This window comes from Methyloferula stellata AR4 (assembly GCF_000385335.1).
GTDB lineage: Bacteria > Pseudomonadota > Alphaproteobacteria > Rhizobiales > Beijerinckiaceae > Methyloferula > Methyloferula stellata.
In genome coordinates this window covers 2082454-2099680 of record NZ_ARWA01000001.1, presented here as the reverse complement: position 1 = coordinate 2099680, position 17227 = coordinate 2082454, and the positions used below count along the sequence as shown (strand labels likewise).

Annotated in this window: 14 protein-coding genes and 1 tRNA gene; 8 read left to right on the top strand and 7 right to left on the bottom strand. The window is 59.3% G+C overall.

The annotated features are described in order from the left end of the window. Positions 1 to 76 precede the first annotated feature (76 nt). Both A3OQ_RS0110405 and A3OQ_RS0110400 read left to right on the top strand, forming a co-directional pair. Positions 77 to 859, top strand: a complete 783-nt coding sequence (locus tag A3OQ_RS0110405; RefSeq protein ID WP_020175326.1) for a fumarylacetoacetate hydrolase family protein — start codon at positions 77 to 79, stop codon at positions 857 to 859. A gap of 162 nt (positions 860 to 1021) precedes the next feature. Further along, complete coding sequence (locus A3OQ_RS0110400) at positions 1022 to 2059, top strand: alpha/beta fold hydrolase (RefSeq protein WP_020175325.1); 1038 nt, start codon at positions 1022 to 1024, stop codon at positions 2057 to 2059. A 60-nt stretch (positions 2060 to 2119) separates the two neighbouring features. On the opposite strand, the gene A3OQ_RS0110395 is transcribed toward A3OQ_RS0110400, so the two are convergent. Beyond that, entirely contained in the window at positions 2120 to 3397 is a 1278-nt protein-coding gene (locus tag A3OQ_RS0110395; protein WP_020175324.1) for an aspartate aminotransferase type Ic, read from the bottom strand. Between the two features lie 141 nt (positions 3398 to 3538). Further along, positions 3539 to 4543, bottom strand: coding sequence for an NAD(P)H-quinone oxidoreductase (locus tag A3OQ_RS0110390; RefSeq protein ID WP_020175323.1), 1005 nt, complete (start codon positions 4541 to 4543; stop codon positions 3539 to 3541). 379 nt (positions 4544 to 4922) lie between these two features. Between A3OQ_RS0110390 and A3OQ_RS0110385 the strand changes: the two genes are divergently transcribed. The 3 genes from A3OQ_RS0110385 to A3OQ_RS0110375 all read left to right on the top strand — a co-directional run bounded on the left by A3OQ_RS0110385 (position 4923) and on the right by A3OQ_RS0110375 (position 8104). Further along, a complete protein-coding gene (locus tag A3OQ_RS0110385; protein ID WP_020175322.1) occupies positions 4923 to 5642 on the top strand; it encodes a GntR family transcriptional regulator in 720 nt (239 codons plus the stop codon). 86 nt (positions 5643 to 5728) lie between these two features. After that, on the top strand, positions 5729 to 7006 hold the full coding sequence (gene frc, locus A3OQ_RS0110380; protein ID WP_020175321.1) for a formyl-CoA transferase: 1278 nt from the start codon (positions 5729 to 5731) through the stop codon (positions 7004 to 7006). Positions 7007 to 7072: 66 nt separating this feature from the next. Next, positions 7073 to 8104: a 2-dehydropantoate 2-reductase gene (locus tag A3OQ_RS0110375; protein WP_020175320.1), complete on the top strand. Its 1032-nt coding sequence runs from the start codon at positions 7073 to 7075 to the stop codon at positions 8102 to 8104. A gap of 91 nt (positions 8105 to 8195) precedes the next feature. On the opposite strand, the gene A3OQ_RS0110370 is transcribed toward A3OQ_RS0110375, so the two are convergent. The 3 genes from A3OQ_RS0110370 to A3OQ_RS0110360 all read right to left on the bottom strand — a co-directional run bounded on the left by A3OQ_RS0110370 (position 8196) and on the right by A3OQ_RS0110360 (position 11263). Further along, the gene (locus A3OQ_RS0110370) at positions 8196 to 8843 is read right to left on the bottom strand and encodes a 2OG-Fe(II) oxygenase family protein (RefSeq protein WP_020175319.1); all 648 of its coding nucleotides are present in this window, start codon (positions 8841 to 8843) and stop codon (positions 8196 to 8198) included. A 211-nt stretch (positions 8844 to 9054) separates the two neighbouring features. Then, complete coding sequence (locus A3OQ_RS0110365) at positions 9055 to 9441, bottom strand: response regulator (protein WP_020175318.1); 387 nt, start codon at positions 9439 to 9441, stop codon at positions 9055 to 9057. Between the two features lie 214 nt (positions 9442 to 9655). Continuing rightward, complete coding sequence (locus tag A3OQ_RS0110360; protein ID WP_020175317.1) at positions 9656 to 11263, bottom strand: porin; 1608 nt, start codon at positions 11261 to 11263, stop codon at positions 9656 to 9658. Between the two features lie 459 nt (positions 11264 to 11722). On the opposite strand from A3OQ_RS0110360, the gene A3OQ_RS0110355 reads away from it, so the two are divergent. From A3OQ_RS0110355 to A3OQ_RS24400, 3 genes are all read left to right on the top strand, one after another. Beyond that, a tRNA-Ser gene (locus A3OQ_RS0110355) sits at positions 11723 to 11816 on the top strand. 62 nt (positions 11817 to 11878) lie between these two features. Beyond that, complete coding sequence (locus tag A3OQ_RS21990) at positions 11879 to 12514, top strand: DUF2147 domain-containing protein (RefSeq protein WP_020175316.1); 636 nt, start codon at positions 11879 to 11881, stop codon at positions 12512 to 12514. Between the two features lie 393 nt (positions 12515 to 12907). Further along, positions 12908 to 13180 (top strand): hypothetical protein, encoded by a 273-nt coding sequence (locus A3OQ_RS24400; protein WP_152428390.1) that lies wholly within the window; start codon positions 12908 to 12910, stop codon positions 13178 to 13180. A 1695-nt stretch (positions 13181 to 14875) separates the two neighbouring features. On the opposite strand, the gene gatB is transcribed toward A3OQ_RS24400, so the two are convergent. Both gatB and A3OQ_RS0110320 read right to left on the bottom strand, forming a co-directional pair. Next, positions 14876 to 16363: an Asp-tRNA(Asn)/Glu-tRNA(Gln) amidotransferase subunit GatB gene (gene gatB, locus A3OQ_RS0110325; protein WP_020175311.1), complete on the bottom strand. Its 1488-nt coding sequence runs from the start codon at positions 16361 to 16363 to the stop codon at positions 14876 to 14878. 92 nt (positions 16364 to 16455) lie between these two features. After that, positions 16456 to 17178 (bottom strand): DUF1614 domain-containing protein, encoded by a 723-nt coding sequence (locus tag A3OQ_RS0110320; protein WP_020175310.1) that lies wholly within the window; start codon positions 17176 to 17178, stop codon positions 16456 to 16458. Between the last annotated feature and the right edge of the window lie 49 nt (positions 17179 to 17227).

Genomic DNA, 17227 nt, shown 5'->3' with positions numbered 1-17227 from the left:
CGATGACGCGAGCGTGAATCGCAAATTCACCTGTGCGTCTTTATTTTAGAGCGGCAGATCTGGTTCCAAGGGCACAATGATGAGAAGCTCGCGACGCGGTTTATTCGGCTTGGGCGCCATGCTCGCGTTTTGGGGGTCGGCCCGCGCCGCCGAGACGTCCCCCGAGCCTTTGGTCTTCACCTTGCCCGGCCCAACCGTGCCGGTCGAGGGTTCTGACAAGCATTTCCCTGTCCGCCGCATCTATTGCATCGGCCGCAACTACGCGGAACATGCGATCGAGTCGGGGTCGGACCCGAAGACCGAGCTGCCCTTCTTCTTTCAAAAGCCATCTGACGCGGTGCAATTCGTGGCGCCCGGCACCACGGCCGATCATCCCTATCCGACACTTACCGAGAATTATCAGCACGAGATCGAGCTTGTCGCCTTTTTGAAATCCGGCGGGCGCGACATTCAAGCCGAGCAGGCGCTCGATCATGTCTATGGCTATTCGATCGGTCTCGACATGACGAGGCGCGATCTGCAACGCGCCATGGGCGCTCAGAAGAAACCTTGGGAAATCGGTAAGAGCTTCGACCATTCGGCGCCCATGGGGCCGGTGCATCCGGTGGCCTCGGTCGGGCATTTGACCAAGGGCGCGATCACGCTCGCGGTGAATGGCACGATACGGCAGAAGTCCGATTTGTCCGAGATGATCTGGAGCGTCGCCGAGCAGATCGCGCAATTGTCCAAGGCCAACGAATTGCAAGCGGGCGATATGATCTATTCGGGTACGCCGGCCGGTCCCGGCCCTGTCGTCAGAGGCGATCTGCTCGTCGGCACGATCGAAGGCCTGCCCGAGTTGTCTGTAAGGATTGTTTAGGACCAATGACTTCAAAAAAACCTCGTCCTTCGAGACGGCGGCTTTGCCGCCTCCTCAGGATGAGGTTTTTTCAAGCCCAGCCACCAAGCCCTCATCCTGAGGAGGGTCCGCAGGACCCGTCTCGAAGGACGAGGGCGCACAAAACTCGACTAAGAGTTCCAAATGCTTACCCTAAAAATAATCACGGCGCTCGGCCGCGCCTGCGTCCTCCTCGCCTCGCTTTGCCTGATCGTCGCCGGCGCTTTTGCGCAGGAGGCTCCGGCCGCCAATCCAAAACCGATGGGCATCGGGCTCGAAGACGTCGCCTATCCCTATCCGGTGCAATATCTCGATCTCACGATCGAGGGCCAATTGCTGCGCATGGCCTATATGGATGTGGCGCCCACAACGGCAGCGAATGGCAAGACAGTCGTGCTGTTGCACGGCAAGAGTTTTTCGGGCGATTATTGGGCCGATACGATCAAGCTGCTGACCGGCAAAGGCTATCGCGTCGTCGTGCCGGATCAGCTCGGCTTCGGCAAATCGGCGAAGCCCGACATCCGCTACAATTTCGATCTTCTGGCCCGCAACACCAAGGCGCTGCTCGACAGACTCGGCATCGAGAAGGCAGCGATCGTCGGCCATTCCTTCGGCGGTATGCTGGCTGTTTATTTCGCCCGCGATTATCCGGAGGTGACGCAACTCCTCGTGCTCGAAAACCCGATCGGGCTTGAGGATTATCGCTCGGCGATCCCACCGCAGCCGCTCGAAATGCTTTTCAAGACGGAGATGTCGCAGACGCCCGCGAGCTATCGCGCCTTCATGAAAGTGTTCTTCGTGGGCTGGCCGCCTTTCGCCGAGAAAACCGTCGAGCAATTTGCGCGCGCGCTCCAGAGCCCGGAATATCCGCGGCTCGCGAAAGCCTCGGCTCTCACCTACGAGATGATGTTCGAAGAGCCGATCCGGCACGAATATAGGTTCTTGAAAATGCCGGTGCTGCTCATCATCGGCCAGGAGGATCGCAGCGTGTTCTTCAGGCGTTACGCCTCACCCGAGGCGATCAAGCCGCTCGGCAATTGGCCGGTCCTCGGACGCGCCGCCGCGAAGGATTTGCCAGATGGCAAGCTCGTCGAGATCGAGGGCGCCGGGCATATTTCGCATATCGAAAAGCCGGAAGCGTTTCAGGCCGCGCTGAGCGATTTTCTCAGCGCGCGGTTCTGACGGATTTGCACCGCCGTGGATGGCCGGGACAGGCCCGGCCATGACGCAAGACGGCAAGAGCTACGCCGCGTCCCGCTTCTCCAGCCCCGCGAGCAGCATGCAAAGCGCGATGCCTTCGGCCGCGACCTTCACATCGCCGAGCGACGGAAAGGTCGGCGCAAGCCGCAGGTTTGAATCCTGCGGGTCTTGGCCAAGCGGCCAGGTCGCGCCGGCGGGCGTCAAGGCGAGGCCCGCGTCCTTCGCGAGGCTCACGACCTTCGAGGCCAATCCGTCCGCCATATCGACGCTGACGAAATAGCCGCCTTCCGGCTTCGTCCAGCGTGCGACGCCGGTGCCGGTGAGACGCCGGTCGAGCGCCTCTTCGACGGCTGCAAATTTCGGCGCGATCAAAGCGCGATGGCCGTCCATGAGCTGATGCAACCCGTCGATGTTTTTCAGGAAACGCACGTGCCGGATCTGGTTGAGCTTGTCCGGCCCGATCGTGCGCTTGCCCGCCCGCGCCAGATACCATTTCACATTGGTCGGCGACGACGCGAAGAAGGCGAGGCCGGCGCCAGCCAGCGTCATCTTCGAGGTCGAGGCATAGACGAAGGCGCGGTCGGGATTGCCCGCCGCTTCGCAGAGCTCCAGAATATTCGCGACCTCATGCTTCGTCGCCGTCAGATGATGCAGCGCATAGGCATTGTCCCAGAAGATGCGGAAATCCGGCGCGCCCGTCTTCATCGCGGCGAGCCGCTTCGCCGTCTCTTCCGAATAGATCTCGCCCGACGGATTGGCATATTTGGGCACGCACCACATGCCCTTCACCGCAGGATCGGCGACGAGTCTTTCGACCTCGTCCATATCCGGCCCCTGCCCCGTCAGGCGCACAGGAATCATCTTGATTCCATATTCTTCCAGGATCGCGAAATGCCGGTCATAGCCCGGCACCGGACAGAGAAAGGCAGGCGCTGACTCTTTCGACCAAGGTGCGGTTCCGCCCGGCACGCCCTTCAGCAAAGCCCAGACGATGGAATCATGCATCATCGCGAGGCTTGAATTGTCGCCGATGATGACGCGATCGGCGGGCGCGCCGAGCACGGGTGCGAAAAGCGCGCGGGCTTCCGCGATGCCCTGGAGACCGCCGTAATTGCGGGCGTCTTCGTTCGCTTCGGTCAGATAATCGCCATTGCCCGGCAGAGCGAGCATGCCGTTCGAAAGATCGAGCTGCTCGGGAGACGGCTTGCCGCGTGTCATGTCGAGCTTGTGGCCCGCCGCCCGGAAAGCATCATATTCGCCCCGCACTTTCGTAAGCAGGGCCTGATGATCGGCGGAAGAAAGTTCGGCAATGGAGGTCATCGCAAATCCTCGTAACGTACATGTATTTCGCTCGTCATTGCGTCCGAACAAATGGCGAGCGTTCGTGGGATACCAGCCTTCTAAATCAACCCACCAGCCGCAAAGCTGTGGCAATCACGCGCAGCGTCTATGACTTTCGGCTTATTTCCCGGTGAGCAGAATGATTTTGCCAATATGGGCCGAGGATTCCATCAGCTCATGCGCCTGACGGGCCTCTTCGAGCGGAAAAGTCGCGTGGACGACGGACTTCACCTTGCCATCCTCGACGAGCGGCCAGACATTGTCGCGCACCGCTTCCGCCACTTCACCCTTTTGCGCCAGCGTTCGCGCCCGCAAAGTGGAGCCGGTCAGCGTCAGACGGCGCAGCATCATTGGCATGAACTCGACCTCGGCCTTGCTCGCTTGCAGGAAGGCGATCTGCACCAGCCGTCCTTCCGTCGCCATGATCGAGATATTCTTTGAAATATAGCTGCCGCCGACCATGTCGAGGATGACGTTGACGCCTTTCTTGGCGGTGATCGTCTTTATCTCTGCGACGAAATCCTGCGTCTTGTAATCGATCGCATGATCGGCGCCGAGCACTTTGCAATAAGCGCATTTATCGGGCGAACCCGCCGTCGTGATGACCGTCGCGCCATAGGCTTTTGCGAGCTGGATCGCCATGGTGCCGATGCCGCTCGATCCGCCGTGAACGAGAAATATCTCTCCGGCTTTCAGTCCGCCGCGCGTGAACACATTGTCCCACACGGTGAAAGCCGTCTCGGGCAGGCCCGCGGCTTCGATCAGGCTCAAGCCTTTCGGCTTCGGCAGGCAGAGCGGCGCGTCGGCGAGCGCATATTCGGCATAACCGCCGGAGCCGATCAGCGCGCAGATTTCATCGCCTTCCTTGAAGCTCGCGACGCCCTCGCCCAAAGCGACGATCCGGCCCGCGATCTCCATGCCTGGGATGGCGGACTCGCCCGGCGGCGGCGGATAATGCCCGGCGCGCTGGATGCAATCCGGACGGTTGATCCCGGCCCCGACAACCTCAACCAGGATTTTGCCGGGCGCCACGGCGGGCAAGGGCGCTTCGCCGATCCGGATCACGTCGGGGCCGCCGGCACCGTCGAAATAAACCTGACGCATGGCGGAAGGCAAAGCTGGCATATGGGGTCCCTCGGTCAATTTCAGGCCGGCCTCTCTAGGCGCTTAAGCGTCGCGCAAAGGCCTTCGAGCAAGCGGCGATGCCTTGTGTCAGCTTGCACACACGGCATCAAGCCCAGGCGGGCCTTGGCTCCATATCCCAAATTAAATTTAGTGTAGCAAAAAGAAAATTTTCGTCGCCACAAATAAAAATTCTGTCGGCACCAAAGAAATTTGGGGCCAAGCTGAAAAAGTTAAGCAAATCGAAGGTTTTACCGCTATGGGGCCAAGCATAGCGCTTGGCAATCTGTCTGTCATATGCCAGTAACCATTCGGACGAAATGGCATACCAGCGCGCCACACTTGGTATGCCTTTAAACACTATTGGCAATGAGGATGTTGGATGGCGCCGCAAGCAAAACGTATGACGTCCGCCGCTTCGCTCGAAGCGTTCCCCCGCATTCAAGCGGATGAAAGTTTCAAGGCCAAGGTCTACGCCGCCCTCAAGGATGCGATCTTCAAGACGGACATTTATTCGTCGGCTGATCCCGTCATGCTCGACGAACGCGATCTGTCCGACCGGCTCGGCGTGAGCCGGACGCCCGTTCGCGAAGCCATCGCCATGCTCGAACAGGATGGTTTTCTGCGCACGGTCCCACGCCGCGGCATCCTCATTGTCCGCAAGACAAAACGCGAGATCGTCGAGATGATCCAGGCCTGGGCCGCGCTCGAGAGCATGGGCGTCCGCCTGATCACGCAGGATCCCAATGCCGATGTCGCGGCTTTGCGCCAGATCTTTCAGGACTTCACCGATAATCACAGGCCGAATGAATTCCTCAGCGAATATTCGCTCGCGAACCTCACGTTCCATCAGGCCCTGATCAAGATGAGCGGTTCGCAGATCCTTGTCGATACGACCGACAAGCTGCTCTTTCATGTTCGCGGCATAAGGCAATTGACGATTGGACGCGACGGACGCGCGGAACGCTCGATTTCGGATCATCTCACGATCATCGAGGCAATCGAGCAGCGCGATGTGAAAAAGGCCGAAAGCCTCGCGCTCGAGCATACCCTGGGCCTTGCCGCCTATGTCGATACGCATGGCCATGAATTGTTCGATTGAATCGCGGGCAGCGACAAGCGTTGTCGCTTGGCTGAACGGTGAGAACGAGCTCGATAACAGACGCTGAAGGCTGGGAGAGTTTGAGAATGGGGAAGGCTTTGGAGGGTGTGCGCATCCTCGATTTATCGCATGTGCAAGCGGGCCCGACGTGTACGCAATTGCTGGCGTGGTTCGGCGCCGACGTCATCAAGGTCGAGAAGCCTGGAGAAGGCGATATTACGCGCGGCCAATTGCGCGATGTCCCAGGTGCGGACAGCCTCTATTTCACGATGCTGAACCACAATAAGCGCTCGATCACGCTCGACGCCAAGAACCCGAAGGGCAAGGAAGTTCTGACGGCGCTGATCAAGAGCTCCGATGTCCTCGTCGAGAATTTCGGCCCGGGCGTGCTCGACCGCATGGGATTCAGCTGGGAGAAGATCCAGGCGATCAATCCGGCGATCATCGTTGCTTCGATCAAGGGCTTTGGTCCCGGTCCCTACGAAGATTGCAAGGTCTATGAGAACGTCGCGCAATGCACCGGCGGCGCGGCTTCGACGACCGGCTTCGACGATGGCCCGCCTCTCGTCACCGGCGCGCAGATCGGCGATTCGGGCTCCGGCCTTCACCTCGCGCTCGGCATCGTGACGGCGCTTTACCAGCGCACCGTGACCGGCAAAGGCCAAAAGGTCTCAGTCGCGATGCAAGACGGCGTGCTCAATCTCTGCCGCGTCAAGCTGCGCGATCAGCAGCGCCTGGGCAAAGGCGCCTTGAAGGAATATCCGCAATTTGCCGAAGGTCGGCCCTTCGGCGAGGCGGTGCCCCGCGCAGGCAATGCGTCGGGCGGCGGTCAGCCGGGTTGGATCTTGAAGTGCAAAGGCTACGAGACCGATCCGAACGCTTATATTTATTTCATCACGCAGGCGCCCGTATGGGACAAGATCTGCAAGGTCATCGGCAAGCCCGAATGGATCGAGGATCCGGGTTTTGCAACGGCCGAAGCGCGGCTCGACAAGCTTCGGATGATCTTCGACACGATCGAAGCCTGGACCAAGACCAAGACCAAATTCGAAGTCATGGACATCTGCAACCCGCTGAACATTCCCTGCGGGCCGATCCTTTCGATGAAGGAACTCGCAGACGAACCTTCATTGCGGGCGACGGGCACCGTGGTCGAGGTCGATCATCCGACGCGCGGCAAATATCTCACGGTCGGCAACCCGATCAAATTGTCCGAAAGCCCGACCGAGGTCGCGCGCTCGCCGCTTCTCGGCGAACATACGGACGAGATTTTGGCCGAAGTCCTCGGGCTCGACGATAACGCGATCTCCGAATTGCGCGAAGCCGGCGCGCTTGAACCGCCGAGGCGGCAGGCAGCCGAATAATAACTGACGCGATGCAGCGGTGATCTCGCACTCACCGGTCCTTTCCTCCGTTTCGGAGAAAATACGATGAAGATTTGCATTTACGGGGCGGGCGCGATCGGCGGCTATGTCGGCGTCATGCTTCAACGCGCCGGCGTCGACGTTTCGCTCATCGCGCGCGGTGCTCATCTCGAAGCCATCCACAAACACGGGCTTACGCTTCATGTGGGCGATGAGGTTCTCAACGCCAAAATACCTGCGAGCAAAGATCCGCGGGATTTCGGTCCGCAGGATTATGTGATCATCGGCCTTAAATCCTATCAGGCCTGGGAATCGGCCTATGACATGGAACCGCTGCTCGGACCGAATACTGCGGTCGTCACCGCGCAAAACGGCGTTCCGTGGTGGTACTTCTACGGGCTCGACCATCATACAAATCATCGCCTCAAAAGCGTCGATCCCGACAATCGCCAATGGGAGGTGATCGGGCCGGAGCGCGTGATCGGTTGCACCGTCTATCCCGCGACCGAGATTGAAAGCCCCGGTGTCATCAAGCATGTCTATGGCGATCAATTCGGCTTCGGCGAGCCGAACCGCACGAAGAGCGAACGCCTGACCAAGCTCTACGACGCTTTCGCGGCAAGCAAGATGAAGCCGCGTCTTTTCGACGACATTCGCGACGACATCTGGGTCAAGCTCTGGGGCAATCTGAGCTTCAATCCGATTTCCGCCTTGACCCATGCGACGCTCGACATCGTGGCGACCGATCCCGGCACACGCGCGCTGTCGAAGAACATGATGCTTGAAGCCAAGGCGATCGGCGATCGGCTCGGCGTCAACTTCCGTGTCGATGTCGAACGGCGAATCGACGGGGCCGCGAAGGTCGGCCCGCATCGCACCTCCATGCTGCAGGATGTGCAAAAAGAGCGCCCGCTCGAAATCGACGCCCTTGTCACGGCGGTTCAGGAGATGGGTCAGATCGTTGGCGTCGCGACGCCTTATATCGATGCGGTTCTGGCCTTGGTGCAGCAGATGGGCCGCGTCAAGGACCTCTATCCGACATTCCCCGACGCGGTGGACGACGTCGCAGAAGAAGTGCCCACAGCGCTCGCGAGTTAAGGGCAAGATCAGCGAAAGCGTATCTGATGGCCGGGCTTTGTTCCGGCCATTTGCTTTAGATCACGTTGATTTCGGATCGATCTCCTTCCGCCTAAACCGAAAAGAGCCGCGACATTTTCTTGAAAGCCGCGCTCGCAAAATGACGGCTGCGCTGCCACGCGACCGCTTCGTCTTTCGTCATCCAATTGAATTGAATGACGCGGCGCGGTCCCTCGTATGGCGCATGGCCGTGCCAAGAGACGTCCGAACGGCGGAAGGCCAAAAGAGTCCCGCCAACCGGCGCAACCTCCGCCACGGCCTCATTGAGCTTTGGAGCGCGCAAGAGACGCAGCCGCCCGCCGTCCTCGTCCCACTCTTCATTCATATAGAGAAGGACGCTGATCAGCTTCGTCGCCGTGTCCGTATGAATGTCGCCATCCTTGCGCCGCGCGTGCCCGCGAATTGTGAGCATCTTCGGTCGGCCGGTGAGATCGATCTCGAATTTGCGTTCGATCGCCTGCCGGAAACATGGACCGTCGAGGTCATCGAGCAACGTCCGGAAAGCCTCGCCGATGGCAAGAGTCTCCGGCGGAAACGACCCTGGGCCCGGCACATTCGGGAAAGCACCCGCGATATCTTTGAACGCCGCCGGCTTGATGAAATTCGGGACGATGACGAAAGCGAATGGATCGCGCGTGAGCGGCGCCGCGTCGAGCGCGCCGAAATCGAAAAACGGGCTGGCGAGGAGGTCTTTTCCCACGCCCGGTTTGGACCATGTTTGGGAAAAGCCTGTCAACTTCGGCGGCGTTGCAGCGAAAACGATGTCTTCGCGTCAAGACCGAATCAATGGGCCGTCGTTGCGAGGAGCGCGGCGACGAAGCAATCCATGCCTTTGATGGAGCGAGTACTTCCTGGACTGCTTCGCTTCGCTCGCAATGACGCTTCTGATCAAGTAATGATCAGGTCTGGGCCTAAGCAGCCGCGGCTGAGAGGCAGGCCTCGATCTTATGCATGAGCGTGCTCGGAGCATAAGGCTTGGCGACGAAGAGTTCGGGCAACCCCTGCTTTTGCCGGGGCGGCTCGCAGCGTCCGGAGGTCACGATCACCCCGATCGAAGGCCAGCGCTCGTGAACGCATCGGGCAAGCCCCAAGCCGTCCAAAGCACCCGGCATTTCCACGTCGGTGAAAACGATCCTGACGTCGGAACCGGCTTCGAGCACCCGCAAGGCTTCCTCGGCGTTGCAGGCTTCAATGACATTGAAACCGGCGTCGGCAAGAAGAAGCGTCCCAACGAGGCGGACGAGAGGTTCGTCTTCGACGACGAGGATGGTGGGGGATAAAGCCGATGTCTGTTCCATGGCCTGCCCATCTGTCGAATTTGACTTAAGTTTGAACAATCACACTCGGTTCTTAACAAAGCCTTATGGAAATCACCGGGTGAGTCTCGCCTCCGAAGCTTGAGCGGAGATGGTGATACGGACCGGCGCCGCACTGGAACCGCCTTGCGGCGGCGCCAAAAGAAAAAGCCCGGACCGAGGTCCGGGCTTCTTGTATTTTGATTTCGCCTTGGGATCAGAAGGCGCGCTGAACGCGGGCGCGAAACTCGCCTTCATCCTGAGTGTTCTTAAACGACGGAAGACCCGTGGTCGCCAAAGTCGCATTGGTCGCGAGACCCGCCGGGGTGTTTTGGGTCAAGTGAATCCACATGCCCTCAACACCGATGTCGAAGCCCTTGATCGGGGTCCAGACAAGGTTCGTGCCGATACGTGTTTCCTTGGGGGCGACGACGCCGACGGAGTTGGTCGTAGACCCAAAGCCAGACGTGCCCGCATAAGCCGCATTGCTGTAGAAAGTCTCAAGATGCGACCCGTAGATGGCCGACGACAGGGTCGGCATCCAATAATGCTTATAGGCCGCCGTCACATCCCAGCCCCATTGACGATCGCATTGACCAGAACTGGTGAAGACGCAGTCGTAACCGGGATTGGTGTTCCAGAAGACGCTGTTATCCATCGGGGTGAAGGCATCGCCTGCATAGCGGTTGCCGTTGACCGGACCGTAGGAGGAAGCGAGGTTGTTGCCGGCGATATAGGCGTAAGCGCCACTTTCATAAGCCGCCTGGACCCAAGCTTTATCACCGGGCGAGATAATGTCGGCATTATACATGATGCCGAGTTGCACTGCGCCGCCGATTTCGTTGGTGCTCAGGGCGGCAAAGTTGCCCGTAGTGGCCGGAGAGGTCAAAGCAGTAGTCGAGAGCGGGTAGAGAGCGGCGTCGATCTGGTGGATCGCGCCGGATACCTGCACCGCACCCCAAGGGGCGTCGTAACGGACGTTGCCGACGATTTCAGGCAGACGATTGCCTTGCGGGTTGCCTTGGAACGACGTACCGGCTGCCGTTACCAGAGTGGCTCCCACAAGCGTTCCCGCCGGGATGCCGGCGACTGTGCTGCCGATCGCCGTGCGGCGCGAGTTATTGTCTTCGACGGAGAGTGTGCTCGAGAAGCCGCCGCCGAACGTATAGGTGTAGGACAGGAGTTCGACCGTCGCGTTCGAGCCGCGCAGAGACGCGTAGTTATAGGCGTCGGCATAGAAGTCGAAGACCGATTGGGCGCGCCCCGCGGTCAGGCCCGCGAATTGGATGAAGGCCTTATTGACGATGGTCGTCTCGCGCGATCCTTGCGTGGCCTGGCCGTTACCGTATGTGTTGGGGATTGCGAAGTTGCTGCCGGTCGAGGCGTTTGCGCCCGAACCGTAGAAGGCGTCGATACGGATGAAGGTACGGACCGTGCCATAGCCGGACTGCGTGCGCGCATCCAATTCGACGCGGCCCAAGGCGCTGAAGCCTGTCGTGTCGCGGGCCTTGGCATTTGTAAAGCTGCCGCCCGTGTAGCCTGCGGCGGTCCTCGCGACGCCGTTGGCGTATCCGGTCCCACCAGCGTTGGAGGTGCCGATCGAATAATTATTCGTCAGAGAACGCACTTCGCCATAGGCCAAGCCGCCCACCTTCAAGCAAGTGTCCGTCCCGGGGATATAGAAGAAGCCGGCGCCATAGGCGTCGCAAATCCGCACATATTCGATCGGCGCGGCTTTCCGCACCGGGAGATCAGCAGCGTAAACGCAAGTGACAGCCGAAAAACTCGCTGTCGATCCAAGTAAAAGGCTCTTGATGAGCTTCATGAGTAGACCCCCAGAATGAACACGCCAGATCTGCCTTCGAGGCTCATCGCCTTCCCGCCAAAATCCAGATATTGTGACCGCCGACCGAGGAGGCTTGTGCCTCCCCTTTGAAATCAGGCCCTTTTCGAACCGATCCCCGCCGGTTCTGGCGGGCTCGGTTTCTTAAACTTATTTTTAATATAGCTGCGCCGCAGACAGCGTAAATCGAGAAAAGCCACCATCTCGCCATTCTTGGGGGGCTGTGGCATTCCAGCAACGTCATTGTTTTACAATCGCATTTGAGCGTGCTGGGCGCCGCTGCTGTGCAAAACGGAATAAAATCTAATATATTCCGCAACATAGCTGATCATAATTGGAAATGCCCATGAGCTGCGTACTTGCCACGCAGGCTAGGCTCGGGCATATCTCGCCAGCATTCCGGAAACGCATTCGAAGATGCGCCGCATTCGGCATGTGTGTGGAGACGTGGCCGAGAGGCTGAAGGCGGCGGTTTGCTAAACCGTTATAGGGTTGTAAAGCCCTATCGAGGGTTCGAATCCCTCCGTCTCCGCCAGTTTTCGGGCGGAGCACCTACCCGTTGAAAAGCCCCCAAGATTCCTTCTCTGGAGCAGAGTGATGCTGCTGGCACGTGCCTATTCTGCCTATCGCCCGTCATGCCCCGATTCGACCAGCGCCCGCGCGGGGTCCGCTTTGACTGCCGCTGCGGCGGCCTTGACGCTGATGACTACATCCGGCTTCGCCGCCCCGGCGGCGCCAACCGATCCTTCCGGCTATTGGTCAACCAAGGACGACGAATCGATCATCCGAATCGGCCCTTGCACCCCGCCGGCCGGTACGACCGCCACGCCCAGCACACCGCTGGTTTATTGCGGTATGATCGTATGGCTGAAGGAGCCGCTCGAAAAAGGCGTTCCCAAGGTCGACAATCTCAATACCGATCCGGCCAAGCGCGGCAGAGCGATTATCGGGATGGAGGTGTTCAGCGAGTTCGTCGCCGATGGCGATCATTGGAAGGGCAAAGCCTATAATTCCGATGACGGCAAGACATGGGACGTGACGCTCAAAGTCCAACCCGACAAGGTCAATGGCGACAAGGCCGAGATCACGGGCTGCCTGGTCTGGCCGCTTTGCCAATCGGAAACCTTTACGAAGGTTCAAACGGTTCCAGGCGGCGATCCGACACTCGCCGGCAATGCGCCGCCGCACGGCACGCCCGCGAAAGCCGCGCCGCCGCCGCCGCCCCATCACTGACGAACCGGCGTCCGGAGCTTCTCTATATATAATGGAGTGAGCGGGCGGCCCGGCGGGAGAGTCGCAGCCACCCGGCTCACGCTAGCCCACACGGCGAGTTCCGACGACCTGCAAAAATTCGCCTCGTTTGGCCCATAGGTTCGAATAATGCCTGGGCTATTCGATCCATTTTTGGCGTCAAACGCGGCCTTGACCCGGTCCGGCTCTCGGGCGACGTCCGCCAAAGAGGATGATTTGAGCTCCCAATTCCGCACGCCGCGCGCCGCTTGTCTTCCTCTTTTCAGAGCGAGTCATGGCTTCGCACTGGGGCTCGGCCTGGCTGCTCATCTGTGCTTGATGGTCCCTTTCGCGCTGGCCGCGGAAGAAGACGGCGGAAAAAATAAGCCGGCTCCCATGCCACCGGCGCGTCCGATGCATTTGCAGGCCTCGCCCACTCCCGCAGCCGCACCCAAAACCGCGGCGGCGCCAGCCGCGCCGATGGCTCCGCAGCAGGCCACGCCCAATGACGCGGTCTCGACGATTTATGTGGATCATGGACCGATGCTGCCGCCGGCATCCCGGTCCCGCATGCATCAATGCGGACATGAATGGGAGGCCATGAAGGCCTCTGGAGCCGCCGCAGACCAGACATGGCGGGCTTTCGCACAGGCCTGTCTCATCCGCTGATTTTTTTGAAACAGGCTAGCTTTCCGTCTCGCGGCATTGCCGACACAGACGCTTTATGGCCAAGACTTTCCGACATCGGAACAATCGCGATGTCCGGACGTATGACTTTGGATTACCCAACTTGGACCCGCCCAAGTTGGACTTTTTGAAAGGTTCACGTTGGGCAAGCCCGACTTGAACTCATCCAAAGTCATCGTGACTGGAGCGGGATGAGGAAAGTGTGTGCGGTTTTCCGCCCGCATCCCGCTCTAAACTATGAAATCGATCACGGTCACGATTTTTGATTGATTCGATCAAAAATCGTCGTGATCTGTGAGCGCAAGCCGATCGGGCACGGATGCCGGCGAAAGGCCGATCTTTTGAAAAGCGCCAAGCTTTCGAAATCAGATCAAGCGCGCAAAAACCGGAAACGCCTCGCTCGCCCGCCCGACCGGCACAAGCCCGATCAAGCCTGGCGAGGAGACGAGACGACCGGTGATCCCGAATTATCCGCAAGCTCTGCGGCAGCGGTAATCTCCGATCGTCTCTTCCTTGTCTTCCTCGAATTCAAGCAGACTCCGGCACAACCGGTGCAGGGGCTTTCGCCTTACGGGTCGACTTGCGGACGGCCTTTTTCGCCGGCGCCTTGCGGGCGGACGACTTCTTCACAGCGGACTTTTTGGTCGCGCTCTTTTTCGCTGCCGTCTTCTTTGTGGCCGTCTTCTTTGTGGCTGCCTTCTTCGTAGCCGACTTCTTGGTCGCCGACTTCTTAGCAGCAGCCTTCTTCGTGGCCGTCTTCTTCACGGCAGCGATTTTCTTGGTCGCTGTCTTGCGAACGGCTTTCTTGGCCGTGCTCTTCTTAGCCGCGGTCTTCTTCGCGGGCTTACGCTTGGTGGTTGCCTTCACCATCTTTAGTCCCCTTTGCTATTTCGTCAGCCGCATCTTTGTGCCGACAAGAGGCCTAAGTAGCGTAGCGTGGTTAATCAGTCGTGCAAGTAGTGCTTTATCAATTAGCGTCGAATCCTGGTCTTTCGATGCTTCAAATGGGCGCTTGAACGGTCTTCGAACATCACTCTTCATTGTCCAAAGACTGCCTCATCTAAGGCTATATCGAACGTTGATTCCGATCGAACAGATGCAAGGTGAAACCATGCCTTCAATGCATCGCAGATCGCTTGCACGGCACATCGCGCCAGCCTTGATCAAGTTCTTCCGCACATTTGAAAACAATTGTTTTTGCACAATAAAATTGTATTTCGAGGTTATGTACGATGGCTTGAATGACGTCTCGTTTCGTTGCGCGCGAAGCCTTCGTAAAACGTGCCGCGCGACAATGATCGGCGCAAGATCAAGCCATGTCGAGGCGTCGTTCCAACGCGCAATCGAGCCGTCAAACGCAACGCTCGACATGCGTCCGAACTCGGCCGCAAAGGCCGCAAAAATTTTTCATGTGGGAAATAAAAAAAATGCCGTTCGAACGGCATCGAGCACGCTTCATCGCGCAAAAATGAGCGAATCGAGCGAATCGTTTTGTGATTCGGAGCGCCGATTTCAGGCCCGATCGAGCTCGAAGACGCGCAAAACTTCGCCGATACGCGAAGCTCGCACCCATCAAAATGCCGGGGAGAAAAGCCGCTTCGGGGCTTTCGGCAGCGCCGATACGAAGGCGCGAAGGGTCCATCGCACGAGCGATGGACCCTTCGAAAAGCTCCGATGTCAGATGCCGAGTTTGGCTTTCAAGAGATCGTTGACGGCCTGCGGATTGGCTTTGCCGCCGGTCTGTTTCATGACTTGGCCGACGAACCAACCGAGCATCGAAGGCTTCGCCTGCGCCTGTGCGACCTTATCCGGATTGGCGGCGATGATCTGATCGACCGCCGTCTCGATGGCACCGAGATCGGTCACCTGCCGCATGCCGCGGGCCTCGACGAGCGCGGCGGGATGCGCCTCTTTCTCTTCGGCGATGATGAGCGCCAGCACGTCCTTTGCGATCTTGCCCGAGATCGTACCGTCGGAGATGAGATCGACGATGCCAGCGATCTGCGCCGGGCTGATATGGGTCTGATAGAGCGGCACGCCGATCGAATTGGCGTAAGCCGCGACGTCGCCCAAGATCCAATTGGCGATGGCCTTGGCATCGCGGGCCTTGCCGCCATGCTTGACCGTCGTCTCGTAGAAATCCGCCGTCTCGCGATCGGCGACGAGCACGCCGGCGTCATAGGCCGGCAGCCCATATTCGGTCATGAAGCGGGCTTTCTTGGCATCCGGCAGCTCCGGCAGATCGGCGGCCAAGGCATCCACATAGGCCTGATCGAATTCGAGCGGCAGAAGATCGGGATCGGGGAAATAGCGATAGTCATGCGCTTCTTCCTTGGAGCGCATGGATCTCGTCTCGCCCTTCCCCGGATCGAAGAGCCGCGTCTCCTGATCGATCTTGCCGCCATCTTCCAAAATGCCTATCTGGCGGCGGGCCTCGACCTCGATCGCCTGACCGATGAAGCGGATCGAATTGACGTTCTTGATCTCGCAGCGCGTGCCGAAAGGCTCGCCGGGCCGCCGCACGGAGACATTGACGTCGGCGCGCAGACTGCCCTGCTCCATATTGCCGTCGCAGGTGCCAAGGTAGCGCAGGATCGTGCGCAGCTTGGTGACATAGGCTCGGGCCTGCTCGGACGAGCGCATGTCGGGCTTCGACACGATCTCCATCAAGGCCACGCCCGACCGGTTGAGATCGACGAAGGAATCCGTTGCCGACTGGTCGTGGAGCGATTTGCCGGCATCCTGCTCCAGATGCAACCGCTCGATCCCGACCTCGATCTGTTCGGTCGGCGAGACATCGACCGTGACGATGCCTTCGCCCACGATGGGGGTCTTGTACTGGGAAATCTGATAGCCCTGCGGCAGGTCCGGATAGAAATAATTCTTACGATCGAAGGTCGAGCGCAGATTGATATGCGCCTTGAGGCCGAGGCCCGAGCGCACCGCCTGCGCCACGCATTCCTCATTGATCACGGGCAGCATGCCTGGCATGGCCGCATCGACAAGCGAAACGTTGCTGTTCGGATCATTGCCGAACGTGGTCGAGGCGCCGGAAAAGAGCTTCGAGCGCGAGGTGACCTGGGCATGGGTCTCGATGCCGACGATAACTTCCCAATCGCCGGTCGCACCCTTGATGAGGTTTGAGGGTTTGACGTGTGTGTTCATGAAAGACCCAATCGTAATCTGACGGATGATGTATCTGGACTTAATATAGTGGCATTTCCACCGCCCGTCAGCCTCGGCCGCCCGTTTAGGGATCAGCGCGGAGCGCGGGACGGGACAGGTCCCGACGAGAAGCTCGCAATCAGAACGGCGATGATACCGGCCAAAAATATGCCGTCGAAAGTCCCCGCGCCGCCGATTGAAGCGACCGGAGCCCCCAACCCCTGGATCTTATCAAGGTTGAGAAGATCAGCGCCGATCAGGGTTCCCAAACTGCCGCTGATATAGGCAAGCGGCGCGGCGTAGGACGCGGACAGCAGCACGGAAACAATGGCGGCGGCCAGTGGCGGCACGAAGATCGGTACAGCGATGCCGATGCCAGCGACAGGCTTTGCCATCATATGGCAAATGACCGCGACCGCGAGCGTAGCTAAAGCGCCCCTGATCCAAATTTGGTTTTTAGCGAGCAGATAAAGCGACAGGAGGGTCGGTATGACCGCGCCGCCGACATTGACGGCGATGATCGTGCCCGGCCAATCCGCAACCACGGGGACGACATAGCGCATGCCGAAAAAGATCACTTCTTCGCCGGACCGGACCTGCGCATCCGGCAATTGGTAGATGGGCAGATTAAAATAGCTGCCGAAAAGCGAGCCCAGCAGCAGCAAACTCGCGGCCGGCGCGCTCAGGCCGATGCGGCGATAGGCGTAGCGCAACGCCCCGATCTGGATAAGCACGACCAGCACCAGGAACGCGAAGACGAGGACTGAAAGGAAGGGCAGCGCTATCGGCGCGTAGTTCATCTGGGAGCCAAGCATCCGTCGATAACTCCCATACGCAGGCTACCGAAACCATCCGCGCCTGCCG